Below are 26,255 nucleotides of genomic sequence, written 5' to 3'. Positions count from 1 at the left end.
TAAACCGGAAATTACAACAAAAGTTTATTTTTTCGGTATACGACCGGGTTTTTGAAATGAAACAACTCTGCATCGCATTTTTGTGCTGAAAGCGTTTTGTGGAAGCTTTCCCCGGGAGCCGCAATTTTTTTCTCGGCATAAAATGTACTTTTTAGAATGCAAATGTTCTGTTTCGAATTTTTGAATTGAAAGTTTTAGAAATGGCAGTTGCTTTGTCATTTGTCAGATTTACAAATCAAAACATGAAAATATTTTCGGATTTTTTGCTGCTGTTTTTTATGGTTTTAAAATATTTTCCCATTTTGCCGGCCGTTTGATTAAAACATTGAAAAACTGTAAAATATCGTTTTATGGCCGGACAACGTGAAAAATCAGGGAGCGAATTGCAATCAAAAAGTACAGGTGTACTCAGGTGGATAGAAATGCTTGGTAACAAACTGCCTCATCCGTTTTGGTTGTTTGTGTGGATAATCGGGCTAATAATTGTTTTAAGCGCAATTGCAGCATTTGCCGGAATAAGTGCGATTGATCCGGGTACCGGCGAGGTAGTCACCCCGCAAAACCTGATTTCGGGATGGGGGCTGCGGCGTTTTTTGCAGGAGATGGTAACCAATTTTGCCCATTTTGCGCCCTTTGGCCTGGTGCTCGTTATGTTAATGGGCGTTTCTGTAGCCGAACGTAGCGGGCTGCTAACCATTATTTTGCGCACCATGGCTTTTGCTGTTCCGCGAAAAATTGTTCTACCGGTTATTTTTATAATAGGGGCATGTGGAAATATTGGTTCCGATGCTGGTGTGGTGATTGTTCCGCCCATTGCAGCGCTCATTTTTTCGCAAATGGGATTGCACCCCATTGCCGGACTAATTGCAGGTTACGCCGGAGCAACTGCCGGTTTTACCGCAAATTTTTTTATTGCGGGCACCGACGTTCTTTTGGCCGGAATTAGCACTGAAGTGGTGCAGCAAATAGATCCTTCCATTGAAGTGAGTGCAACTGCCAACTGGTATTTCATGATTATTTCAACTCTGTTATTAGGAGTGGGCGGAGCATTTGTGGCTTCCCGTTTTACGATACCACGCACCAGAGCATTTGCCTGGGGAGATGTTTCTGTGGAGTCGTACAGCGAAGCGCCAAAACTTACCGCAACCGAAAAGAAAGGTTTGCGCTATGCCGGATTGGTTACTTTGGTTTACGTGGCAATAATCGCTCTGCTGGTTGTGCCGGCTAACGGGCCGTTGCGTAATCAGGAAACCGGAGGAATTGTTCCTTCTCCGTTTTTACGCGGATTGGTGCCCATTCTCTTCTTCTTTTTTGCTCTTCCGGGATATGTTTACGGGAAAATAACCGGCAGCATTAAAAAGCCCGACGACCTGTTGCAATTCATGGAGCAGGGGATGAAAGATTTGTCGGGATACATTGTACTGATGCTGGTTGTGGCGCAATTTATTAATTTGTTTAGCTGGAGCCGGCTGGACACAATTCTGGCAATTAACGGGGCCGAATTTCTGCAATCAACCGGGTTAACCGGGCCGTTAATGTTTACGTTGTACATGACTTTGGTGGCTTTTCTGAATATTTTTATTGGAAGCGGTTCTGCCAAATGGGCCATTTTTGCACCCATTTTCATTCCCATGCTTTCGCAATTGGGGTACAGTGCCGCGTTTATACAGCTGATGTACCGAGTTGGCGATTCCATTACCAATTCAATCAGTCCGTTGTATGTTTACTTTCCGCTTCTTATTGGTTGGGTACGAAAATACGACAAGAACGTGGGCATTGGCACTATTCTTTCGTTGCTTGTCCCTTATGCCGTGGTGCTTTTTATCATGTGGGTTGTACTGCTGTTTGTATGGTTCTGGCTCGATTTGCCCATTGGAGTGGGAGAGGGGATTTTTCAGTAAAAGTTTATTTTTTTGCAATTACCAGCATTTCGTAATCTTCGGTAGTTAAAGCATCGTTGCGGGAAAAAGCGCCAAGTTTTGCCCCGTAAATATCAATTTTTTTGAAGTTGAGAGATTTCAATAACCAGGTAATTTCGCTGGGAACATAATACCTTTCGTTGCAATCCAGCGTCTTTTTGTTGCCGGCGTCGTCCTCAAATTCAGTATTGTTGTGGTCGCGGAAAGTCATTAAATTGAAAGTGTTGCTTCGGTATGTCGCATTTCCTTCTTCCGAGTTTGAACTGCAAAATTCCTCCACCGAATGATACAGTGGAAACAGCCCGTTTAGCGTGGTGAAAATAAATTTGCAACTGCTTTTTAACGAGTGAGATACATTTTTCAGAATTTCAAAATTCATTTCATCGGTTTCCATAAGCGGAAAGCCGCCTTCACAAAGCATAATTGCTACGTCAAATTCATTTTTAAAAGGAAGGTTGCGTGCATCCTGCTGTTGAAAGTCGATGGAAAATCCCTGTTGCGCGGCTTTTTCTTTGGCGCGGGCAAGCTGCGATTCGGATAAATCAATGCCGGTAACAGAATAGCCCCGTTTTGTGAGTTCAATGGAATGCCGTCCTGTTCCGCAGCCCACATCCAGTATTTTTAGTGATTTATTGAACTCAAACTCTTGCTCCAGAAAATCACATTCACCAGTTGTGCCTTGCGTAAAATTTTCCTGGTCGTATTTTTTTGCATAGTTTTCAAACAGCGATTCGTACCATTTTTGCTTTTCCATCTTTTATTGCTTTAGGTAAATATTGCGCAGCGAAGCTGTGGTTGTCCACGAGCAAATGCCAAATGGCCTGGATAAATCCACCTCCGGGCGGATGGAGAGTTTCCTGCCTTTGTAACTAAAATCGACCAGTTGTTCGTCATCGATCAACACTTCAATTTTTGTTTGCGAAACTTTCAGGTGAATGTTATACCAGGTGTTGTGGTCGAATTTTTTGAGTGTTCGGGTTTCGTTTTCTGAAGCATCAAGCCCGTCGATACAACTTAATCCCACAACCGGGCCGCCCCAGCCACCGGCAATAAAAGAGCAAAAGGAATCGCCCACCGGAAAAGTCATTCCGCAGAAAAAGTCGTTGCCCGTTACTTTCTTTGCTTCCAGTTTTACTTCGTAATTCATTCTGGGGAAACTGTCCTGCCATGTGATTCCCGAACAGCCGTCGCCCATTCCCAAAACAATACTTCCTTCGGAAACCTGCACCGGGCCTTGCGTTCCAAACTGGGTAACTTCCCATCCGTCGAGCGTTTTTCCATCAAAAAGAGAAATCCACCCAGGTTCTGCATTTTTAGTTTGTGCCGCCTGGCTCTGCTGTTTCTGCGGGCGGGAAGTACATCCTTCCAAAATTAAAGTCAGAGCGAGAGCAATTACAAAAAAGTGTCTTGGATTTTTTAACAACGTTGCGGCCATGGTACTCGTTATTTGGAATTTTGTATGCAGGCAAGTTAGGCCTTCTTTTCAAAAATTACAACGGATTACGCTTTTTGATGCTCCTTTTTTCTGCACTTTTTGACCAGTGTTCAAACTGAGTCAAAATTAAAAACCGAGGTGGTAGTCGGTTTATAGTGACAAAACATTACTCTTTGGTGAATGCGTGACACAATTGCGTGACAATATTTCTATATCCGTTTTCGAAGTAATGCCGGTTCTTAAATTGCTCTGAAAAATGAGTGCTGTTTATGTTGTTGATTCATAGTGGATATTGAGCTGGTTTCTGGTAAATGAAAATTTTATTCAGCATCGAATAAACATTTAGTATTGAATTGTGTTTAAATGAGAATAATTCTTGTTTAGAGTTTATTGATATGAAAAGCAGTATCGAAATAAGGGATTTGATTTCAGGAAAAGGGCTGAAAGTTACGCCACAGAGGATGAGGGTTATGGAGGCAATTTACAAGTTGAATAATCATCCTACGGCAGATAATATTATTGCTTACATCCGAAAAAACGATCCCAATGTTGGTTCGGGAACTGTGTATAAAGTTTTGGAAACTCTGGTGGAGAATAAGCTGATTAAGAAAGTAAAAACGGAAAGAGATATAATGCGTTATGATGGCATTCTTGAAAATCACCATCATCTGTATTGCATTCAGTGCGATTATATTGAGGACTATAAAAATGAGAAATTAGATAAGCTTTTGAAAGATTTTTTTGTGGAGAATGAGATTGAAAATTTTGTGATTGAAGATGTGAAACTAAGTATCAATGGCAATTTTATTATTCATAAAAATCAGGAACATAATTAATAAACATAAAAATCAACAATTATGGCATGCGCAAATGGTGTAAAGCCGCTAAAGAAAAAACAGAACAAAGAAATTTTAGTAGAAAATTTTAAACAGGAGGAAAAAACAATGAGTACAACAATGGTAAGACAGGAAATGCCTGAATTCGAAATGGGCGCTTTTGATGCAAAAACAGGGCATTTTAAAACAGTATCCAGCAAAGACTATAAAGATAAATGGACAGTAGTTTGTTTCTATCCTGCCGATTTTACTTTTGTGTGTCCAACCGAAATAGCCGCAATGAATGCTCATTACGACGAATTTCAGGAACTGGGGGTAGATATTTTGGCCGTTTCTGTGGATTCAAAATTTTCGCATAAAAGATTTGTAGAAACAGAACCTATTTTGAAGGGACTTAAATTGACAATAGGTGCTGATACCACAATGGAAGTAAGCCGTGCATTTGGAATTTTGGTTGAAGAAGAAGGTGTTGCATTGAGGGGTCGTTTCCTTTTTAACCCTGATGGAGTTTGTGTTGCCCAGGAAGTTCAGGCAGATTCTGTTGGCAGAAACGTTAAAGAATTTCTGCGCCAGGTTAAAGCATGGCAGCATGCTAGCAAAACAGGCGAGGTTTGTCCTGCCGGCTGGAGGCCCGGAAAGAAAACGCTTCCGGTAAATACCGATATGGAAAAAATGACAGGAAGAGTAGGCGACTACATTACTTTGGATGAAATTTTGAGCTAGAAAAAACCACTAGCTTTTAAATCGTAAGATGAATACCGGGCACTCCCCGGTATTTTTTTTGCCTTTTGGGCAACATTGGCCGGAATGCCAAAATGTAGATCAGTTCAGCGTTGCAATAGTTTTTTTGATGGTGAATTTCTGAGTCCAAATTTGTCAAAATCATTACTCCCGGAATGTGGTATGGAAGGAGCCTGTTTTGTAGATTTTTATTCACTAAAAAGAAGAGAAAAATCGAGCTTAGTTGCAGGTTTTCTGTTAATTGGTCGGAAAAAAGATTAGATTTGAAAATGGCTGATGAATTGATTCCGAACAGGACACTTCCCCTGGTATTTCGATTTGTCGAATGGGGGTTCGGAAAGCAATATATCACGCAGAGGATACACGAGTTTTTGAATACAACGTGCCATTATGAACGAATACTTAAACAGGCAACTGGATCAGATTAGCAAACTCATTTCGGATCTGAAGGGAAGTAACATCGAAATGGACAGAATGATTGAACTCGATCGTTCGCTTGAGATGTTGAGCCACCGCATAAAAACGGCCCGGCTTACAGAAAAGGGAGGCCTTTCGGACGTGGTAAACAAAGGGTTGAAACAGGATGCGGCATTCTATTTCAACCGGCAGTTTCAGGTAATAAGGTTTGTGGGTTCTTACGAGAATATTATTGGAACCCGGAATCCGGATGAGCTGCCCGGTGTTAAATCATTTTTTAATCCTGCCGAATTTGAAGAACTGGTGCGAAAAACAGATTTGTTGCTCGAAACCGGAGAACCACAGTCGTTTTATTCTGATATTATTTCGAAAAACGGGTTGTTGCTGCCGGTGCATTTCCTGCTCGAAAAAATTTCTTTTGGCGCAAATACCAACGTTGTCGCGGCAGGAATGACATTCTATCTGCAAACACCTTCCGAGCTCGAAGACTACCGCGATATTTTGCTCGAAAACCTTCCCGGGGTGGATGTTTATCTTTTTGATAATCAATTCAGACATGTGTTGGCAGGCGGTCGCGAAAAAGAATATCTGGGGCTTTCCAATGCCGATTTTACCGGGAAAACGCTGTTTGAGGTATTTAACAAAAAAACACAGAAACGCCTCCTGCCTTTTTATACTGACGCACTCAACGGGGAAATTTCTGAGGGCGAGGTGCAAATAAAAGCACGAATTTACTACGTTAGCGCAACACCTGTTCAGGGCGTTGACAAGCAGGTGGTTGGAGGAGCGCTTATTCTTCAGGACATCACTAAAGAAAAGGAGATTGAAAAGAAGCTTGTTCAGGCAAAGCAACACGCGGAGGAAGCCGACAGAGCCAAATCGGTTTTTCTGGCCAGTATGAGCCACGAAATCAGAACGCCGCTGAATGCCATAATTGGTTTCACCGGATTGCTGAATAAAACAGATTTGTCGCCCAAACAGAAAAAATTCAGTTATTTAATTCAGCAGTCATCGGAGCACCTGCTCGCACTGGTAAACGACGTGCTGTTCCTTTTTAAGCTGGAAATGAGCCGTGTTTATATCGAAGAGGTTCCGTTTAATATTTACGATTTAGTAAAGAATGTGCACGAATCGCTGCTGTTTCGTGCCAACGAAAATCTGCTCGATTTTAAATATTCCATCGGTAAGACTGTGCCCGAAGTTCTGGTTGGAGACCCTTTTCGTGTTAAGCAAATTTTGATGAATCTGACCGGCAATGCCATTAAATTTACCGACGAAGGCCGGGTTGTTATTGATGTTTCCGTTGAAAAAGACAAGTCAAAAAAGATTAATCTTCGGTTTGAAGTAGAGGACACCGGGATTGGAATTGAAAAGGAAGAATTGGATAAGATTTTTGGCGAATTTTCGCAGTTGGGAAACGAAAAGAAACGAAAAGGAGCAGGGCTGGGGCTGACCATCGTGCAGAAACTGGTTGATTTGCTTAACGGGAAAATTCATGTTGAGAGTACCCCCGGCAGCGGTTCCAAATTTTCGGTTGTCATTCCTTTTGAAAAAACCGACGCAGCAGACGGTATTCAGAAAGAGAAAGATTACAGGGGTGATTTTGATTTGTTGAAAGGGAAACGCGTTTTATATGCAGATGACGACGAGCACAATATTTTGCTGGGCGAATCAATACTGAAAGACTGGAATGTTTCGTTTGAACTGGCCGGCGACGGAAAAGAGGCGCTGGAGTTGTTGAGTGATAAGAAATTTGATATTGTTTTGCTCGATATTCAAATGCCGGGTTTATCGGGAGTTGAGGTGGTGCAACGGGTGCGGGAAGATGCCAAAAATCCTAACAGGCAAACCAGAATTTTGGCCGTTACTGCCAATATCATGGAAAACGATATTCGGAAATATATGAAAATCGGTTTTGACGGTTACATTCTGAAGCCTTTCAGCGAAGAAGGACTGTACAACAAAATTTGTAATCTTTTGAATATTGAATATCCGGGGTTGGAAAAGCGCACAATTTCTGAGTCTCCCGGCCGAAAAGCAGATGAAACAGTTGTTTTTGAGACTTCGCTTTTAATGAAAACAGCAGGAGGCGACCTGGCCTTTTTTAATCAGATGATTGATACTTTTATTGATGGCGCGAAAGATACATCCGCCACATTCAGATTGGCTGCCAAAAATAAAAGCTGGAAAGAAATCGGGAAAAAAGCGCACAAGTCAATTCCCTCTTTTCGGTACTTCGGACTGGTAAAATTGGTAAACAAGCTCGTGCAACTGGAAAAGCTGACACTTCATGAAAAAAGTTTTGACCAGGTTGCCGGCATTGCACTTAGTGCATCAAAAGAAATTGACAACGTGATTCGGTTGGCAGAGAATGCCAAAATTCCGGGAGAAGGAAAATGATTGTCTAAAGTTTTACTTAGCTTTGTTAAAACAGCATCAGTTTATGGCAGGAATTTTAATTATCGACGACGATACTTTTATTTGCAAAACTATTCAGAAACAACTTGTGAATAAGGGATTTCAAGCTGATGTGGCATTCAGCGGGAATGCCGGGATTAAGTTGTTGAAAGAACGCCGTTACGATCTTGTTTTGTGCGATTTCAGACTGCCCGATAAGGATGGGCTGGAGATTTTGCACGAAGTAAAACGGATGAATATTCAGAGCCCCGTGGTAATTATTACTGCGTATGCCGATGTTCGAATGGCTGTTAAACTGATGAAACACGGCGCGCGCGATTACATGACCAAGCCTTTGCAGCAGGAAGAAATCGTGAGTCTTGCCCAAAAATTGTCAACGCAGAGCCGGAAAACGAAGGATTTTGAATCTCCCGGTGATTTTCTGATGGGAGAGACCCCGGCATTTAAACAATCCGTAAAGTATGCATCCAAAGTAGCGCCAACAAATATGTCGGTGCTCATTGAAGGTGAAACCGGAACCGGTAAAGAATATGTGGCGCGGTTTATTCACGACAAAAGTAATAGAAATAATAAACCATTTGTAGCTGTAGATTGTGGCGCTATTCCCAAAGAGCTGGCAGGTAGCGAGTTGTTTGGGCACGTGAAAGGTTCGTTTACGGGAGCGCTGGAAAACAAAACCGGCGTTTTTCAGCAGGCAAACGGCGGCACGCTTTTTCTCGATGAAATTGGGAACCTGAGTTACGAAGTGCAGATTCAACTTCTTCGGTCGCTACAGGAAAGAACAATTACCCGAATTGGTGAAAATAAACCACAAAAAGTTGACGTGCGCGTAATTACGGCAACTAACGAGAATCTGGTTCGCGAGGTTGCGGACGGCCATTTTAGAGAAGATTTGTTGCATCGAATCAACGAATTTAAAATAGTGTTGCCGCCTTTACGTCAGCGGCCGGAAGACATCCTGTTTTTTGCCAATCATTTTAGAAAAATGGCCAATCAGGAGCTGAATGCAGATGTAAAAGGTTTTTCAGATGAAGTGAATGAAATATTGATTCGGTACGAATGGCCAGGCAATATCAGGGAGTTGAAAAATGTAATTAAACGAGCGGTTCTGCTTTGTTCGGAGGCCGTGCTTTCCGCAGAAACACTTCCCGAAGAGATTGTTCAGTTCCCGGAAAAAACTGTTGCTCGTGATTCTGAACACAGGGGGACAAAGGCTTTTGTGAGTTTGAAAAATGCAGCATCCGGAGCCGAAAAGGAACTAATAATAAGGGCAATTGAAGAGGCCGGATATAATAAATCGAAAGCCGCAAGAAATCTGCAGATTGACAGAAAAACCCTTTACAATAAAATAAAGCAATACGGGATTGATATTTAGTCGGCACACAGAGTTTTGTCCTTCAGAGTTTCGTTTCATTGGCGCGTGCAAAACCAGTTTCCGTTTGTGGAAAGCATCCGGCTTCAATCCACACGTTGTAGAAAAAAATCCGCATAAAAATTATTCGTCTTTTTCTGGATTAGATTTGTATCTGCCTGAAAATTAGTAGATGTTTTCTGTTTCGGTTTCGAAGTTGAAAAGTGGAACGCTTTTCTCTTTCTTTTAATCATAGCAAACATAATTATTAACAATTAAAATAGAATGTCATGAATAAAGGAACAAGAAACGCATTGTTGGGATTTATTGCAGGAGCCGCAGCCGGGGCTTTGGCCGGTGTGTTATTCGCCCCCGAAAAAGGGGCAAAAACCCGTAAAGAGATTTCTAAAAAAGTTAAAAATGTTTCGAAAGATATTACCGAGACGTTGAGCGAGAAGGTTGATCATCTGAAAGAGCAGGTTAACGAAGTGGTTAATGAAATGCGGGAAAAAGCAAAGGAGGCCGAAACAAAAGTAAAAGATAAGGTGAAAGAAAAAACTTCAGCCGAAACGGTCTGATGCCGCTCTCTTTTAACAATGTATTAACTTATTAATCATCAGATAATGAGCAAAGATTTGACAAAGAATCTGGATGAATTAAATGATTCGGTAAAGAATTATGTACAGGTGAAAATCGATTTGGTGAAACTCCGTTTTCTGGAAAAAACCACGAAGTTTACTGCCTACTTCTTTACTTTTCTGGTTCTCCTGATGTTTTCGATGCTGATTATTGGTTTTGGCGCCACTGCTTTTGTTGTTTGGTACGGCCATACGTACGGCAGTTATGTGGAAGGGTTGCTCATTGCCGGGGGGGCGCTCATAGTGCTGGCTTTGGTTTTTGTTCTGACCAGGGAGCAGGTAATAACCAAATCGGTTTTACGAAATTTTTCGAAAATATTGTTTGAAGAGAACGAAGAAAAACAACGTTAGAATGAAAGCACTAAAAAGCATGGGTGAGCTGCAGTTGATGAAACAGAAGCTGGAATATCAGAAAAAATTACACGAAAAGGAAATAACGGGTTCCGTTGCAGATGTTGTTGAAAACCTGACGGATAGATTGCGCGATACGTTGTTTCAATTCGGCTCGCACCTGGTATTTCAGTTTTTTAGCAAAAAGCAGAAATGAGATATTCCGAAACCTGTAGAATTGAAAATAAGGCTATGTTAAAATGAAAACAAATTTATTGCTGCTCGATTCGTATAGAAATATTGAAGACCTGATTGCATACGCCTTCTCGTTTAGTTGCCGGTCGAAAAGAAGTTTGAAAATTGTTTATGTTTTTGACTTCAACTGGATGCGGCAGTCTTTTATGGCGGGAGTCGCCGGGCCGGCAGATCCGGCTTTGGTTGCTGTTGAGAAAAACGCTGAGAAAGAGTTCGAAGTAGCCGAAACAAAAATACGTGACGTGGCAAATGACTACATGAAGAAACATGTGGTGAAAGTGCCTTTCGAATTAAAAATTACAGAAGTAAACCGTATTGATGTGGCAGAGGATGAGTTGGAACGATCACCCGATTTAATTTTGTTAATCAGTAATCACCAGAGTTATTCCGAAGCATCAGGAGGGTTGGTTGGTTATCCGAATTTGGCAGAGCATGCCAGTTGTCCGGTGTTTGTTATCCCGGAGAATTCGCGTCATGCCGTAATGAAAGAAGTTGTGTTTGCAACAAGTTTCCACCGGGAGGATATTGAATTGTTAAAGCATTTGCTTGGGCTGTTTCAGGATTTTGGCGGCACCAGGGTGACTGTTTTGCACAACGAAAAAGAGTTTGGTTTTGAAGAGAAACTGAAATGGCTGGGGTTTGGTGAATTGGTAAAGCAGGAGATTGACAATGGAAATTTTGCTTTTCGCCTGAAAACAAAGAAGGATATTGTTGCTGCAATTGAGGAACTTTCAAAAGAAATTGACCCAGATCTGCTGGTTCTGCTTAAAGAAAAGCGGGGTTTTTTCGAAGAAGTCTTTTCGGCCAGCGAAACAAAAAATGTATTAACGCATTTCCATAAACCGGTATTAATTTATCACCAAAATTAGAGGTTAGTATTTATCGTTTTTTCGAAACAGGTCTGGCACCAAAAAAGCACAGACCGTTTTTTTTGCAAAAAAGCACTTTGAACGAAAAAAGATTTTGGTAATGAGAAAACAATTAATACATTTGCACGCACGAAAAACAGACGTTCTTAAAGAGACTGACAAGTTGAAGAGGCCGTATTTTCTTAGAAGGAAATTGTTTGGCAACTTCTCCAAAAAATATTTCAGGTGAGGTGGGTGAGTGGCTGAAACCAGCAGTTTGCTAAACTGCCGTACGGGTAACCGTACCGGGGGTTCGAATCCCCCCCTCACCGCATTAGAAAAAAACAACTCGGGGTATAGCGCAGTCCGGTTAGCGCACCTGCTTTGGGAGCAGGGGGTCGCAGGTTCGAATCCTGCTACCCCGACAAAACAAAAGCTTGGCAATGTTGTCAAGCTTTTTTTCGTTTTAAATACTTCTAATAAAAACCGTACTTCCCGGTCACTTGCAGTGCAAATTTCAGCCACGCTAAGCAGCCGCAAACTTCACCTTTATTGCCAATGTTATTACATAAATGGCACTGCGATGAACGGTCCTGTAATTTTATTTTGAAAAGTTATTTTGTGAAAAAAAACACATGAGATAAAACAGGTAATGCCTTGGCCTTTTGTATTATCGCCTTAGAAATACTTGTCCCCGATCAGCCGTTGTTTCGTTTGCTCCTTTCGTTGATTAAAGGTGAATGACGCCCCGATTTCCACGATCTGTCCTTCATAATCGTACACCCAGTCGCGTTGAAATACATCCATGCCATTGGCCGTAGCACCGGTATATCCACCTGCCTGGTTGGTGCCGATAATATCCAGCATTTTGGCGTAGAAGTTCCAGCCCTGAAGTTGTTTGGGTGTAAAGTTCAGAGCAGCGTTCATCATCTGAAACTTCAGGTCTTTGCCCTGCGGAGTAACCGTTCCGGATTTGTAGGAGTAATCGATGGTAAATTTCAACGGTGCAAGAATTGTCCAGCTCAGGTTCGATTTAGCATCCCAGTTTACACTATTGCTGCTACTTTGGTCGCCCAATAGTGTTTTATTCGATTCTACTGAAAACTGGTAAAGTGAGCCACCGAGAAACAGTTTTGCTTTACTCGAAATATCAAAATTTAATCCCAGTTCACCACCTGCAGCTACGTGTGTTCCTGCATTGGTAAAACTACGAAGCAATACCCCTCCTTTGTTGGCAAGGCCATAATCCAAACGGTTCACCCGGTAAATGGCATTGGTAGTTGAACGCACAAAGCCGGTAAGCGACAGGCTGTGTTTGCCCAGTAAACGACGATAAGTCAGGTCGGCATTCCAGCTGTATTCAGGCTCCAAAAGAGGGTCGCCCATTTCGAAAATCTCCTGGTGTCGACGATATAAGAAAGGAGCCATGTCTTTGGCCGGCGGACGGTTAACCCGGTGACTCGCTGCAAGTGAAATTACATCAGCTTCGGTGGCCTGATACCTTAAATGAAGCGTTGGGAAAATATCAAATTGATTTTGTTTGAATTTAGTCTCGTTAAAATCACGGCCAATTTCACCAAACACATCGTAAACCTCTTCAAAATACCTGGTGCTGCTTACATTCATTTGCTGAACGAGATATTCAAAACGCACGCCCAAAATATATTGCAGCTTATTTGCTGTTCCCGAATATTCAATAAAAGCAGCATAAATATCGCGGTTTAAATCAATGGTATTATTAAAGTAATCATAGCCTGCAAAATTACCGGTGCTTATATTTATCGTATCGTATTCATAAATTCCGTCCAAACGCACCAACTCCGATACAGCCCCAAGATTAAGCGAATTTCCGTTATCAAAATCTTTCTGATAATTCATTTCAAAACGATAAGCATCCAGTGGCGTTTCGTCGCGCTGATACGAATGAAAAACCGGATTACCGTCATCGTTGGAATTGTAGTCGTAATATTGCTGTTCGCCTGTATATGCAAACTCCTTATTATCGATGGTTTGCTCCAGGTTTGAGTCTTCGTAAAGGAACGAGATATTTAAGGCTGAGTTGTTGTTGCTTTCCCAAAAATAGTCCACCCCAATATTTTGGAAATGACCTCTCCGGTGGATTTCGTTTGGGTTATACAATTCATACAGGGTTTCATCAATGGGAGCACCAGAGGTAGTATTGCTGAAAAACGTATCATATTTATAGTGTGCAGCACGTCCGGTATGTCGCTTTGAATAAAGATAATTGGCCGATAGTTGCGAATTGCTACCCAGCTTATAATCCATTCCGATATTGGTATACAGGTTTTCATCCCACTTGGGGCGTGCTCCCAGTCCGTCGAGGATGTAATAGTTGCCTTGATAGGGTTGTGTTTCGTCCTGGTAAATATAGGTGTAAATGTCGCCAATTCCTTTGTTGTGCCGGTTGGTATAATTCACTGCTCCGTGCAGGCTGAGCTTGTCCATGTTGTAATTCAGACTTAGGCCACCGTTTCCCCTGTTGTTGTCAATATCGTGATTACTGAACACGTCGGTTGCATTTTCCCAGGGTGTTCCTCCCAGCATTCCGGTGGCCATAACAGTGAGGCCGCTATTGGTGTTGCGTTTTGTGGTGATGTTAATAATACCACCTTTCCCCTGTGCATTATACCTGGAAGAGGGCACGGTAATGATGTCGATGTTCTTTATATTTTCGCTGGGAATTTGTCCCAGCAGCACAGAAGCGGAGGTGTTGGCAGGTTTCCCGTTTAGGTATACAACAAAATCAGACGATCCGCGCACCGAAATCTCGTTTTCACTGCTCACAGATACCGAGGGAAGCTTGCTCAGCACGTCGATAGCTGTTCCTCCTCTTGCAGTTTCAAAATCAGAAGCCTGGTAGGTTTTTCGGTCTATTTTGTTTGTCGATGTTCTCGATGCAGCAACCACGTCCACGGCTTCAATACCAATAAGGTCAGGCTCAAGAGCAATTGTTCCCATGTCGATATTTTTGTTGCCGGAGGTAATTGTAATTCCCGGTAATTCCTGTGACTTGTAGCCGATAAAGGAGACCGACAGTTTATAAGATCCGTAAGGAATATCTTCAATAATAAAATGTCCATTTTTGGTTGAAACACTTCCCGCATATGCATTTTCCTCACCTGCTTTAATAAGAGCAACGGTGGCAAACGGTATATTTTCGTTTGTTGCTTTATCGCTTATCACGCCACTGAGCGAGCCCTTTTGGGCGAAACCGACAAAAGCTACCAATAAGAAAGTACATATAAGTAATATTGTCTTTTTCATGAAAATTCGTTGTTAATTTCTATAAAAGATATGCATGTCTTTAATTGGCGGCAAAAATAGTAAAATATCGTTAGGAGAGGGAAATAGCTATGGGTTATGGACAATTTTAACTTTTAATAATTAAACCCTACGATTTGCAGTAAATCAATCTGTGTGGATTAGCGGATTTATTCAGAAATTATATGAAACGAACATGAATCTTCTTCATTCAAATTTGCACTTCATTTTCAGATTGTCAGAAGCCACTATTCTGGGATTAAAAAAACAACTATTCCGTTTTTTTGCGACAAAAAAAAGAGCTAGATTTTCATCTAACTCTTCAATTTTTTATTGCTGTGGGAACTACTGGATTCGAACCAGTGACCCCCTGCTTGTAAGGCAGGTGCTCTGAACCAGCTGAGCTAAGCTCCCTATTTTTTCTTTGAACTCACCCTCGTTTTTCAGAAAGGCGCTGCAAATATAAAACCTATTTTTAGTTCTGCAAAAATATTTCACAAAATTTCTGCAACAATAAATGTGCTTCCGCCCACAAAAACCATATCATTTTTACCTGCATTGCCACGAGCAGCATCGAAAGCCTTTGAAACAGAAGAAGATGTAGAACCATGTAACCCAAAACCAGCGGCAATCCTGGCCAATTCTTTTTCTTCCATGGCACGCGGAATTCCGGCTCTTGTAAAGTAATATTCGGCATCAGTGGGCATCAGGCTCAATAATCTTTCGGGATTTTTGTCTTTCACCACGCCCAAAACGATGTGCAATTTTTCGTAAGGAGTCTGGCTCATCTGGTAAACCACCTCTTTCATTCCTTCGGCGTTGTGTCCGGTATCGCATACCAACAGAGGATTGTAACCCAACACCTGCCAGCGCCCCATCAAATTAGTCATCTTCCGGGCGCTTGCCAGGCCGCGCAACATATTCTCTTCCGAAATATCCCACCCCATGTCACGCAGCAACTCTACGGTTTTCAAAACGGGCGGCAAATTCAGCTTCTGATACATTCCTTTCAAATCCAGCTTAAGCTGATTATACAGCTTTTTCCCGTCTTTTCTGACCGACAGCAGCTGGTTCCCATCCAAATCGGTCATGCCATACATCACTTCGTATTCCTGGTCCGCAAAAAATATCGGAGCCAGTTTTAGTGCGGCAACCTCATCAAACACTTTTTTGGTTTCAACCTGGGTAGTACCAATTACCACCGGAATGCCCGCTTTTATAATACCAGCCTTTTCCTGGGCAATTTTTTCCAGCGAGTCTCCCAAAAGCGAAATATGATCCATCCCAATATTGGTAATGACACTCACTTCGGGCGTAATAATATTTGTAGAATCGAGCCGGCCTCCCAGCCCTACTTCCACAACTGCAACATCAACTTTCTCCCGCGCAAAGTAATCGAAAGCCATGGAAACGGTTAGCTCAAAAAACGACGGATCGATATTTAACAATTCATTGTTGGCACGGTACTTCTCTGTCCACGCCACTACTTCATCGGTAGAAATCATTTCTCCGTTTATTCTGATTCTTTCCCTGAAATCTTTTAAGTGGGGCGAAGTATAGAGTCCTGTTTTATATCCTGCTGCTTGCAACACCGCTGCCAGCATGTGCGAAACCGAGCCTTTGCCGTTGGTTCCTGCTACGTGTATGGTTTTGAATTTACGGGATGGATTGCCAAAAAAGTCATCCAACTTTACCGTATTATCGAGGTTATCCTTATATGCGGCCGGCCCGATCCTTTGGAACATGGGCAACCGCGAGAATAAAAATTCGAGAGTATCTGAATAGTCCAATTTTTAAAATAAATTTATTAACCGCTGCAAGTTTATTAAAAATTGAAATACGTAAGAATAAATCCTGTTAATTTATATACATTTCGGAAACATCAATAATACTACCATGTTAAGCAAAACCAGCAAAAGCAAAATTTTCATCCTCGACACGAATGTAATTTTGCACGACTACACCTGTATTTACCAGTTTCAGGATAATGATATTATCCTTCCGATAACCGTGCTGGAGGAACTGGATAAATTTAAAAGGGGGAATGATCTAATCAACTATCAGGCCCGGGAATTTGTGCGTGTACTGGACGAAATTGTGGGCGACGAACTTTTTAACGGGGGCAAGTCTCTTGGAAAAGGAAAAGGGAAACTGCGGATTGAAACAGGAAAACCTTTTTCGGAACAAATGAAAGAGTCGTTCCGGGAAGATATTCCCGACCACCGTATTCTGGCTATTGCAGACTACATGACCAAAACTTATCCGAAACGGAAATCGATTTTGGTGAGCAAGGACATTAACCTGCGCATGAAGGCCAAATCGCTGGGAATTTCGGCAGAAGATTACAAAACAGATCAAGTTACCGATGAAAATGTTCTGGACAAAACGCTAAAAACGATTGAAAATTTTGATGATAATTTAATAAGCCTGCTTTACGAGCAAAGCTCAGTTGAATCAAATCAACTAAAGCTCAATTTTGAGCCCGAAGCCAATGAATGTTTTATTCTGAAGGGAAATAATTCCAGCGTACTGGCGAGGTTCGATTCAAAAAATAACCGCGTTTTACGGGTTGAAAAAAAGCCTGCCTACGGAATTAAGCCGCGCAATGCAGAACAAACATTCAGCTTAAATGTATTAATGGATCCCGACATACAACTGGTTGCTCTCACAGGGAAAGCCGGAACCGGAAAAACACTGTTGGCGCTGGCTGCAGCCATTGAGCTGAACAAATCGTTCGATCAGATTCTGCTGGCGCGCCCCATTGTTGCATTGAGCAATCGCGATTTGGGCTACCTGCCGGGCGATGCTTCGGAAAAAATTAATCCGTACATGCAACCGCTTTTCGATAACCTTTCGGTCATAAAACATGCATTTAACCCCAGGAGCCAGGAATACCAACGGATAGAAGAACTGCAGAAGGACGAAAAACTCGTTATCACACCGTTGGCATACATACGTGGGCGCAGTTTGTCCAATTCGTTTTTTATCATTGACGAAGCTCAAAACCTTACTCCGCACGAAATAAAAACCATTATTACGCGCGCCGGAGAAGGTACAAAAATGGTATTTACCGGCGACTTGCAACAGATTGACTCGCCCTACCTGGACATGAAATCCAACGGACTGGCCTACATGACCGACCGGATGCAGAACCAGGATCTGTTTGCGCACATCAATTTGGTGAAAGGAGAACGCAGTTACCTGGCCGAAATGGCAAGTAACCTGCTGTAATTTGTTTCGCCATCAGCGCCTTTTTTCTATTTTTGCATTTTATTTAGAATGATTTTAAATGGATTATAAAGGGAAAAAGGCCGCGTTCTACACTTTGGGGTGCAAACTCAACTTCTCTGAAACATCTACCATTGCCGGGGAGTTTACAGAAGTGGGGTTTGAGCGGGTAGATTTTGAAGAGAAAGCCGATGTTTATGTTATTAATACCTGCTCGGTAACGAACCAGGGCGACAAAGCCAGTCGGCACATAGTAAGGCAGGCGGTTAAAAGAAATCCCAACGCCATGGTAATTGTTGTGGGCTGCTATTCTCAGCTCAAGCCAGAGGAAGTAGGTCATATAGAAGGCGTGGACTTGGTTTTGGGAACACAGGAAAAATTCAATATTCCAGCCCATTTGGGAAATCTTGAAAAGCGCAAAACAACCGAGATAAAAACAACCCGGCTTGCCAACATAAAAAGCTACCACAAGGCATTTTCGTGGGGCGACCGCACCCGCAGCTTCCTAAAAATACAGGATGGGTGCGACTATTATTGCTCTTTCTGCACAATTCCTTACGCCCGCGGGAGGAGCCGCAACGACAGCATTGAGAATACCGTAAATGAAGCCCGGAAAGCAGTAGCAAAGGGATACAAAGAAGTTGTGCTAACCGGCGTAAATATCGGGGATTTCGGAAAAACAACCGGCGAAAACTTTCTCGATCTGCTAAAAGCGCTGGAGAATGTTGAAGGACTGCACCGTTTGAGGCTGGGGTCTATCGAACCGAATTTGCTGAAAGACGAAATTATTGAACTGGCTGCCGGCTCCAAAGTAATTATGCCCCATTTTCATATTCCGCTGCAATCGGGTTCAGACGAGGTGCTTTCCCTGATGAAACGAAGATACTCTACCGGACTGTTTGCCAAACGCATTTGTAAAATCCGCGAAGTGGTTCCGCACGCTTTTATTGGAGTTGATGTAATTGCAGGAACCAACGGCGAAACAGAAGAGCTTTTTCAGGAATCGTACGATTTTATTAACAGCATGGATATTTCGCAACTGCACGCTTTTACTTACTCGGAACGAAGCGGCACCCAGGCGCTGAAAATCCCGTGGAAAGTTGATGTGGAAGATCGGAAACACCGCACAAACATGTACATCAACCTTTCAGAAAAAAAGCTAAGGGCATTTTACGAAAAGCATTTGGGAACAAAGCAAACAGTGCTGTTCGAATCGCAAAAAAAAGGCGAAAACATGAGTGGGTTCACCGAGAATTACATCAAAGTGGACACACCTTTCCGGGAAGAATTAATAAACGAACTGGGAACAGTAGAATTAACCTCTATTCTTCCTGACGGGCATGTATCCATAAAATTCTAAAATTATTGTCCGCGCCACTGCATAAAAACAATCAAAATAAAAAAGATGACACCAGCAACCGACTACCACTCCATTTGTAACGAAGTTCAGAAAATAGCCCGCGAAGCCGGAAGCTTTATTCGGGGCGAACGCGAGAAAGTTTCAGAAAAAGATGTTCAGCTAAAAAGTGTTGCCAGCCTGGTTACCTACGTTGACAAAACTGCTGAAGCCCGCATTGTGGAAGCATTGGGGGAATTAATTCCGGGCAGCGGTTTTATCACCGAAGAAGGAACTGCATCGTATTCCGGAGAAAAATACAAATGGATTGTGGACCCGTTGGACGGCACTACAAATTTCATTCACGGCATTGCGCCACACTCGGTCAGCATTGCGCTAATGGAAGATGAAAAGGCGGTTGTAGGAGTGGTGTTTGAAATCGGACAAAACGAAATGTTTTATGCATGGAAGGGCGGCCCGGCATTTTTAAACGATCGGGAAATAAAAGTATCCACGGCAAGCAATCTGGCCGACACGCTCATCGGGACAGGATTCCCTTATTATGCATTCGAACGCGTGGACAACTACATTGGTGCCATAAAAGAACTGATGCAGCAAACACGCGGATTGCGACGGTTTGGCTCTGCTGCCGTAGATTTGGCGTACGTTGCGGCAGGCCGTTTCGATGCGTTTTTCGAACACGCGCTACATGCGTGGGATGTTGCAGCCGGGGCGTTCATCCTTCAGCAGGCAGGCGGCAGAGTTTCAGACTTTAACGGAGCCGACAACTGGCTGTATGGAGGAGAAATAGTGGCTTGCAGCGAGGCTATTTACCCCGATTTTTATTCCATCGTCAACAAATATTTGGGGCACTCCTGATTTATTTACTTCTGTTTCGGGCCATTTTTAGGTATATTGCCAGCCAATTCTACGTTAATTTGTAAATTGCATCAAAACAATATTTCAAATGGCTGATAAAGAAATTGCTTTGTTGAAAGAACAGGTAGAACGCCTTTACGACAAGAAATTCGACCTGGAGGCTTGGAAAAACCGGACGGAAATTTTTCTGGAACGCATTTTCGGAAAAGACAGTTCAAAACTGAAAATGATTCAGAATTTGCATTACGACTATTCCAGCTGGAGTTTGCGCGACACATCGGCAGGTGGATCGGCCAAAGACAAGGATCCTGTTAAGATGCAAGCCAAAGAAATTCTGGAAGCTATTATTACCGAATTGGAAACGCTGGGGCTTCCGCACGCAAAAAAAGAACAGCAAAAATTAAAGGAACTGCTGGCAGACGAGCTTACAGGAAAACAGGTAAAAGAAATCGACAATCTTTTAAACACTGAGGATCCGGAGAAAACTGAAAAATTAGCTCAGATTCTGGAACCGATTTCAAAAGAGAGCCTGGCTGCAGTCATCTCCAAACTACTTATTACTTAACCATACTCATGCCCGAAAACAACAAAATTGCCATTGTAATTCTCAACTGGAACGGGGAAAAACTGTTCCCAAAATTTCTGCCCTCGGTTATTCGCAACTCAAAATCTGCTGACACCCAAATTTACGTTGCTGACAACGGCTCTACCGACAATTCGGTAAAAGTTATAAAAGAAAAATTTCCCGAAGTCAGTGTTATCGAACTTCAAAACAATTACGGTTTTGCCGAAGGTTACAACCAGGCACTTAAAAATATTGATGCAACATTTTTTATTCTGCTGAACTCAGATGTGGAAGTTACCCCAAACTGGATAACTCCCTGCATAAAAATGCTGGAAGAAGATGAATATCTGGCCGCTATTCAGCCAAAAATCCTCAGTTACGAAAAACCGCACCAACTGGAATATGCCGGAGCTGCCGGTGGTTTTATCGACATGTTTGGCTACCCGTTTTGCCGTGGCCGGATTCTAAACCAAATGGAGGCCGATTTGGGCCAATACAATACTTCTACTCCCATTTTCTGGGCAAGCGGAGCTTGCATGTTCATAAAGGCGGATGTGTTTAAAAAAGCAGGTGGTTTCGATGGCGATTTTTGGGCACACATGGAAGAAATTGACCTTTGCTGGCGATTGAAAAATCAGGGTTTCAAAATTGCGTACCAGCCCGAGAGTGTTGTTTTTCATCTGGGCGGAGGAACATTGTCGTACGACAGCCCTCAAAAAGTTTACCTGAACTTCAGGAACAACCTGTTCGTGCTTTTCAAAAACCTTCCCCGCAGCTACTTTTTCCGCATCTTTTTTGCCCGGATGGTTCTGGATGGCGTTGCAGCCGTAAACTTTTTAGTCAGGCTCTATTTCCATGGCTCGTGGGCGGTGTTAAAAGCTCACGTTTCGTTTTACCGTAATCTGGGCAAACTTATCAAAAAAAGAAAAAGCTTACTTCCGCTTGCAGTGGCAAAACATCACCCCGAGGTGTACCGAAAAAGTATTATGTGGAATTTTTTCATTCAGCGGAAAAGCAAATTTTCAGAATTGAATTTTAATCCCGAAAAATGAAAGAGAAATTAGTTTTCGAAGAAAAAATCTATACTTATCATATCGATTTTGTAGGACACGTTAACAACATTATTTACATACAGTGGCTCGAAAACGGCCGCGTAAAACTGCTTGAAGCGGCGGGACTGCCTGCTTTTGATTTGGCTGCTTCCGAAGGCATTTTGCCCGTTATTACCGAAACACACATCCGGTATAAAAAACCGCTTTACCTAAACAACACAGTTACCATTGAAATCTGGGTTTCGCAAATGTTTAACGCTTCGCTTATTCTGGATTTCCGTTTTTTAAACGAAAAAGGCGAAGTGTGCACTGTCGCCCAACAAAAAGGTTTGTTTGTCGATAAAAAAACAATGAAGCCGGCCAGGATTAAAGAAGAATACAAAAAAGCAATCGAGAAATTTTTCGTTAAGGAATAGGGGTGTAGTATATAAGTCAAATTTGTCTTTTTCAAATATTTTCTACCTTTGCCGCCGATATTTATGCAATGGGGGTGCCTTAACATTAAGGGCTGAGATTATACCCACAGAACCTGATCCGGGTAATGCCGGCGAAGGGAGGGCAAAAGGGATGCGTCCCACTCCATTGGTTAGTTTAATAACCAAATTTTCTAAAAATGAAACGTTTAAGTTTTTGGCTGCTTTTGCAGCTGATGGTTATTGCCGCTATGGGGCAATACAATTTGAAAGGGACTATTAAAGGCGACGGAGAACCGCTTCCCGGCGCAAGTGTAATGGTTGAAAACACTTTTTTAGGGGTGTCGGCACAAAGCGATGGCAGCTTCGAATTTAGTAATCTGAAAAAAGGTAAGTACACGCTAAAAGCATCGTTTGTTGGTTTCGAAACCCAGGAGCTGACTGTAAATGTTCCTGAAGAACAAGTATCCAACTTCAATCTGGAGCCGGCTTCTGTTATGACCGGCGAAGTGCTGGTTTCGGCCACCCGGGCCAAAGACAAAACACCGGTTGCGTACACCAACATTACCGGCGAAGAAATAGCAGAACGCAACATGGGGCAGGATATTCCTTATTTGTTGCAGCTAACCCCGTCGTTTGTCCCTACATCCGACGCCGGTGCGGGCGTGGGTTATACGAACTTTCGCATTCGCGGAACCGACCTGAACCGCATAAATGTTACGGTAAACGGAATCCCGCTGAACGATGCCGAATCGCACGGAACATGGTTTGTAGACCAGCCCGACCTGGCTTCCTCTCTGGAAAATGTGCAGATACAGCGCGGGGTGGGAACATCGACAAACGGGGCTGCGGCATTTGGAGCCACCATCAACCTGCAAACCAACACCCTGAAAAAAGAGCCTTATGCTGAATATAAAACAGCAGGAGGTTCGTTTAATACGTTCAAAAACACAGTGTCGGCAGGCTCCGGGCTGCTGAACGGAAAATTTACGCTGGACGCTCGGCTTTCGAAAGTAAATTCCGATGGCTTTATTGACCGCGCCTCTTCCGATTTAAAATCGTTTTTTGTTTCTGGTGGCTACTATTCGGGAAACACCGTTTTAAAAGCAAATATTTTTTCAGGCGTTGAAACAACTTACCAATCGTGGAATGGCGTTCCGTCTGTTCGTTTGAATAACGATTTGGAAGGAATGCAGCGATATGGAGACCACTGGCTTTATTCGGCCAAGCAAACCGAGGAGATGATAAATTCCGACAGCCGGACATACAACCTGTACACCTACGAAAACCAGGTGGATTTCTACCAGCAGGATCATTACCAGTTGCATTTTTCGCACAAATTCAGCCAGGAGTTGAACCTGAATGCATCGGGCTTTTACACCAGGGGAAAAGGTTATTATGAAAACTTTAAAGAAGACGACAAACTGAAAAAATATCAGATTCCGGAGATAATTTATGGCACTGACACCATCAGAAAAAGTGATTTGATTAACAGGAAATGGCTGGATAACCATTTTTACGGACTCACATTTTCGTTAAACTTTCAAAACGAAAAAAACGATTTTACTTTTGGCGGTGGATGGAATACTTACGACGGCGACCATTACGGGAATGTGCTTTGGTCGAAGGTTTCAAAAAACACAACATATAACCACGAGTGGTATAACAACAACGGACTAAAAAAGGATTTCAACCTGTTTGCGAAATATAACTACCAACTGGCTGAAATGCTGAACCTGTTTGCCGATGTACAATACCGCCGTATTGATTATACCATCGACGGAATTGACGACGACTTGCGCGACATTTCGCAGGAACATGAATTCAATTTTTTCAACCCGAAACTGGGAATTTTCTACCAACCGGCCAACAACCAGAATTTGTACCTTTCGTTTGCCACAGCCAACCGCGAGCCCAACCGCTCTGCATACATTGACAACCGGCAAGGCGACGAACCTCCTGTTTTTGAAACATTGTACGATTGGGAATTGGGATATGGAATAAAAACATCCGGCTTTTCAGGCGACTTAAATTTTTATTTCATGAATTACAAAAACCAGTTGGTACTTACCGGAGAAATCAACGACGTTGGCAATGCCATTACCGCAAACGTAGATGAAAGCTACCGCGCCGGCATGGAAATTCAACTTGGGGCTGTTATTGCGCACAATTTGCAATGGATGGGGAATGCCACTTTTAGCCGGAATAAAATTAAAAACTTTACGGAATACGTGGAAAGCTGGGACACCGGAGGACACGAAAAATTTGAACTGGGAACAACAAACATTGCTTTTTCTCCTAACGTAGTTGCAAACAGCCAAGTGGCTTACGAACCGGTAAAAAACCTCAATTTTAGTTTTATTTCTTCTTTTGTGGGGAAACAGTACATCGATAATTCTTCGAACAACGACCGAAGCCTGGATGCTTACTTTGTTAACAACCTGAAAGTGGACTATTCATTCAAAACAAATTTGTTTGAAGAGGTAGCGCTTCACTTTATGGTAAACAACCTTTTTAACGAAGAGTACGAAAGTAATGCCTGGGTATATTCGTACATTTTTGGCGGCGAACGCTACAAAATGGATGGGTATTTTCCCCAGGCCGGCCGCCATTTTATGGTAGGAGTTGATTTAAAGTTTTAATCTTGATTTATGCCACAAACAAAAAGTCCGGTGAGTAAGGCTCATCGGACTTTTTGCGTTTATGTGGTTAGTAAGAAATTATTGGAAGTATCGAATGAAGCTTTATTCCTTTCATCTTGTTGCCTGAAATTGTCGCTACCCTATTTTTGCTTGTAACTAATTTCCAAATCATTATCTCTAACTTCCTCCAATTTCTCTCGCAATTTTGCTTGAAATTCTTTTACCACATGCTGGAATTTAGGGTTGTACGCCAAATTATTATACTGTTTCGAATCATACTCCATATTGAACAATTCCATCCCAGCACTGGCGTCTTCATCATACTGTATATAAGCCCACTTACGGGTTCGCAACAAAAAGGCCGTTTCGTCTCCGCGAACCGATATAGAAAATGCCATGTCTCTCACCTTTTTCGATGGATTGTCCAGCGTTTTAACCAGACTCTTGCCCTGGAGGTGGGGTGATGCGTTGAGCCCAGCTAAATCGGCAACAGTTGGATACAAATCCAATAATTCCGCAAAGGAATGGCAAACGCCCGGAGCCTTTCCCGGCACTTTTATAATTAGCGGAACCCGAACTGATTCTTCGTGCAGGCTTACCTTCATCCAGAAGCGATGCTCTCCCAGATGAAAGCCATGATCTGATGTAAAAACTACAATTGTATTTTCCTCTAAACCTTCTTCTTCGAGCGTTCTCAGCACTTTACCAACCTGGGCGTCCATGAACGAAACAGAAGCATAATATCCTGCAACAGCCTTTTTTTCCTGTTCTTCTGACATTTTTGCGTTAACGCTGGTAACATAATTAATCCCTCTTTCAGGAATATCGTCCCAGTCATTCTCTACCATTGGAGGCAAAACCATTTGCTCATGAGGGTAAGGTTCAAAATAAGACCGCGGAGCAACAAAAGGTACATGTGGCCGCACAAAACCCACAGCAAGAAAAAAAGGGTCATTTTTATGGTTCCGAATCAGCTCACAAGCTTTTGCTGCCGTTTTTCCATCAGAATGGGCAAGGTCATCTCCATCGGCTTTTACAATGGTCATCACGTTTCCTCCTCGCCTTGGTTTGCTGCCATAAGGATTGTTTTGCACCAATTCGCCTTCACCTTCGGCTTTCCACTCCGGCCCTGGGCTGTTAAAACGTTCTGTCCAGGATGCTTCGTCGTCTGTCCCATTCGAACCTTTTTCAATATCCCCGGGCACTCCCATGTGATAAATTTTGCTCACTCGGGAAGTATAATAACCGTTCTCTTTAAAGAGTTCAGCCCAGGAGTATCTTTCGGTGCCTACATTTTTTCGCCCGCTAACATACCCGTATGTTTCGGTAGCATTAGGATAGTACCCAAACATCATTGATGCCCGCGACGGACCGCAAACCGGAAATTGACTATACGCATGGGTATAAACCATTCCTTCAGCAGCCAAGCGGTCAATATGCGGTGTCTGACACGTGGTATTTTCATATGCAGATAAAGCTGTAGTGGTTAAATCGTCTGAAATAATAAATAGTACATTCATTTTTTCTGCGGGTTGCCCTTTTAATGTAAAAACATTTAAAAGACATACCAAAAGAACAACGAATATGTTCTGAAGGAGCATTGGTTTTTGTAAAGAAATTAGATAATGTTTCATCTCATTAAAATTGTACGTTTTCAAATGCATTTATCT

At 42.5% G+C, this 26,255-nt stretch carries 21 protein-coding genes, 3 tRNA genes and 1 riboswitch; of the genes, 18 read left to right on the top strand and 6 right to left on the bottom strand.

Translation table 11 applies throughout. The features are described 5' to 3' along the window. Positions 1-350: 350 nt before the first annotated feature. Positions 351-1,901, top strand: coding sequence for an AbgT family transporter (locus tag BUB08_RS07445; protein WP_073000361.1), 1,551 nt, complete (start codon positions 351-353; stop codon positions 1,899-1,901). Between the two features lie 4 nt (positions 1,902-1,905). Here the strand turns inward: BUB08_RS07445 and BUB08_RS07440 are convergent, their stop codons facing one another. Together BUB08_RS07440 and BUB08_RS07435 are read right to left on the bottom strand one after the other, a co-directional pair. Next, on the bottom strand, positions 1,906-2,673 hold the full coding sequence (locus tag BUB08_RS07440; protein WP_073000359.1) for a class I SAM-dependent methyltransferase: 768 nt from the start codon (positions 2,671-2,673) through the stop codon (positions 1,906-1,908). 3 nt (positions 2,674-2,676) lie between these two features. After that, the gene (locus BUB08_RS07435; protein WP_073000357.1) at positions 2,677-3,354 is read right to left on the bottom strand and encodes a 3-keto-disaccharide hydrolase; all 678 of its coding nucleotides are present in this window, start codon (positions 3,352-3,354) and stop codon (positions 2,677-2,679) included. 395 nt (positions 3,355-3,749) lie between these two features. On the opposite strand from BUB08_RS07435, the gene BUB08_RS07430 reads away from it, so the two are divergent. The 10 genes from BUB08_RS07430 (at position 3,750) to BUB08_RS07385 (ending at position 11,613) form a co-directional block, all read left to right on the top strand. After that, on the top strand, positions 3,750-4,190 hold the full coding sequence (locus BUB08_RS07430; protein ID WP_073000355.1) for a Fur family transcriptional regulator: 441 nt from the start codon (positions 3,750-3,752) through the stop codon (positions 4,188-4,190). Positions 4,191-4,211: 21 nt separating this feature from the next. Next, a complete protein-coding gene (locus BUB08_RS07425; RefSeq protein ID WP_073000353.1) occupies positions 4,212-4,913 on the top strand; it encodes a peroxiredoxin in 702 nt (233 codons plus the stop codon). Between the two features lie 408 nt (positions 4,914-5,321). Further along, entirely contained in the window at positions 5,322-7,748 is a 2,427-nt protein-coding gene (locus BUB08_RS07420) for an ATP-binding protein (protein ID WP_073000351.1), read from the top strand. 43 nt (positions 7,749-7,791) lie between these two features. Further along, positions 7,792-9,141, top strand: a complete 1,350-nt coding sequence (locus tag BUB08_RS07415) for a sigma-54-dependent transcriptional regulator (protein WP_073000349.1) — start codon at positions 7,792-7,794, stop codon at positions 9,139-9,141. A gap of 266 nt (positions 9,142-9,407) precedes the next feature. Continuing rightward, positions 9,408-9,695, top strand: a complete 288-nt coding sequence (locus BUB08_RS07410; RefSeq protein ID WP_073000347.1) for a YtxH domain-containing protein — start codon at positions 9,408-9,410, stop codon at positions 9,693-9,695. A gap of 45 nt (positions 9,696-9,740) precedes the next feature. Beyond that, positions 9,741-10,106 carry a hypothetical protein gene (locus BUB08_RS07405; RefSeq protein WP_073000345.1) on the top strand — a complete coding sequence of 122 codons (366 nt, stop codon included), beginning with the start codon at positions 9,741-9,743 and terminating at the stop codon, positions 10,104-10,106. Between the two features lies 1 nt (position 10,107). After that, positions 10,108-10,302: a hypothetical protein gene (locus tag BUB08_RS07400; protein WP_073000340.1), complete on the top strand. Its 195-nt coding sequence runs from the start codon at positions 10,108-10,110 to the stop codon at positions 10,300-10,302. A 43-nt stretch (positions 10,303-10,345) separates the two neighbouring features. Beyond that, positions 10,346-11,209, top strand: a complete 864-nt coding sequence (locus tag BUB08_RS07395) for a universal stress protein (protein WP_073000339.1) — start codon at positions 10,346-10,348, stop codon at positions 11,207-11,209. 224 nt (positions 11,210-11,433) lie between these two features. Next, positions 11,434-11,520 (top strand) — tRNA-Ser (locus BUB08_RS07390). A gap of 18 nt (positions 11,521-11,538) precedes the next feature. Then, a tRNA-Pro gene (locus tag BUB08_RS07385) sits at positions 11,539-11,613 on the top strand. A 253-nt stretch (positions 11,614-11,866) separates the two neighbouring features. Here the strand turns inward: BUB08_RS07385 and BUB08_RS07380 are convergent. The 3 genes from BUB08_RS07380 to BUB08_RS07370 all read right to left on the bottom strand — a co-directional run bounded on the left by BUB08_RS07380 (position 11,867) and on the right by BUB08_RS07370 (position 16,260). After that, positions 11,867-14,473: a TonB-dependent receptor gene (locus BUB08_RS07380; protein WP_083570640.1), complete on the bottom strand. Its 2,607-nt coding sequence runs from the start codon at positions 14,471-14,473 to the stop codon at positions 11,867-11,869. Between the two features lie 336 nt (positions 14,474-14,809). Continuing rightward, positions 14,810-14,884: transfer RNA gene (locus BUB08_RS07375), tRNA-Val, on the bottom strand. 80 nt (positions 14,885-14,964) lie between these two features. Continuing rightward, the gene (locus BUB08_RS07370) at positions 14,965-16,260 is read right to left on the bottom strand and encodes a bifunctional folylpolyglutamate synthase/dihydrofolate synthase (protein WP_073000335.1); all 1,296 of its coding nucleotides are present in this window, start codon (positions 16,258-16,260) and stop codon (positions 14,965-14,967) included. A gap of 106 nt (positions 16,261-16,366) precedes the next feature. Between BUB08_RS07370 and BUB08_RS07365 the strand changes: the two genes are divergently transcribed. From BUB08_RS07365 to BUB08_RS07335, 7 genes are all read left to right on the top strand, one after another. After that, positions 16,367-17,701 (top strand): PhoH family protein, encoded by a 1,335-nt coding sequence (locus tag BUB08_RS07365; protein ID WP_073000333.1) that lies wholly within the window; start codon positions 16,367-16,369, stop codon positions 17,699-17,701. Positions 17,702-17,759: 58 nt separating this feature from the next. Further along, on the top strand, positions 17,760-19,058 hold the full coding sequence (gene mtaB / locus BUB08_RS07360; protein WP_073000332.1) for a tRNA (N(6)-L-threonylcarbamoyladenosine(37)-C(2))-methylthiotransferase MtaB: 1,299 nt from the start codon (positions 17,760-17,762) through the stop codon (positions 19,056-19,058). Positions 19,059-19,103: 45 nt separating this feature from the next. Then, positions 19,104-19,913, top strand: a complete 810-nt coding sequence (locus tag BUB08_RS07355) for an inositol monophosphatase family protein (protein ID WP_073000330.1) — start codon at positions 19,104-19,106, stop codon at positions 19,911-19,913. An 88-nt stretch (positions 19,914-20,001) separates the two neighbouring features. Next, positions 20,002-20,478: a hypothetical protein gene (locus tag BUB08_RS07350; protein ID WP_073000329.1), complete on the top strand. Its 477-nt coding sequence runs from the start codon at positions 20,002-20,004 to the stop codon at positions 20,476-20,478. An 8-nt stretch (positions 20,479-20,486) separates the two neighbouring features. Further along, positions 20,487-21,530 (top strand): glycosyltransferase family 2 protein, encoded by a 1,044-nt coding sequence (locus BUB08_RS07345; protein WP_073000327.1) that lies wholly within the window; start codon positions 20,487-20,489, stop codon positions 21,528-21,530. Then, positions 21,527-21,946 (top strand): acyl-CoA thioesterase, encoded by a 420-nt coding sequence (locus BUB08_RS07340; protein ID WP_073000325.1) that lies wholly within the window; start codon positions 21,527-21,529, stop codon positions 21,944-21,946. The genes BUB08_RS07345 and BUB08_RS07340 overlap by 4 nt, the downstream gene beginning before the upstream one ends. Positions 21,947-22,006: 60 nt before the next feature. Beyond that, positions 22,007-22,102: riboswitch (TPP riboswitch) on the top strand. Positions 22,103-22,143: 41 nt separating this feature from the next. Continuing rightward, positions 22,144-24,585, top strand: coding sequence for a TonB-dependent receptor (locus BUB08_RS07335; protein WP_073000324.1), 2,442 nt, complete (start codon positions 22,144-22,146; stop codon positions 24,583-24,585). Positions 24,586-24,725: 140 nt separating this feature from the next. Here BUB08_RS07335 and BUB08_RS07330 read toward each other — a convergent pair whose 3' ends face one another. Then, positions 24,726-26,105 (bottom strand): sulfatase, encoded by a 1,380-nt coding sequence (locus BUB08_RS07330; protein ID WP_217651572.1) that lies wholly within the window; start codon positions 26,103-26,105, stop codon positions 24,726-24,728. Between the last annotated feature and the right edge of the window lie 150 nt (positions 26,106-26,255).

Source organism: Mariniphaga anaerophila (assembly GCF_900129025.1).
Lineage (GTDB): Bacteria > Bacteroidota > Bacteroidia > Bacteroidales > Prolixibacteraceae > Mariniphaga > Mariniphaga anaerophila.
This window is presented reverse-complemented; position numbering and strand designations above follow the sequence as displayed.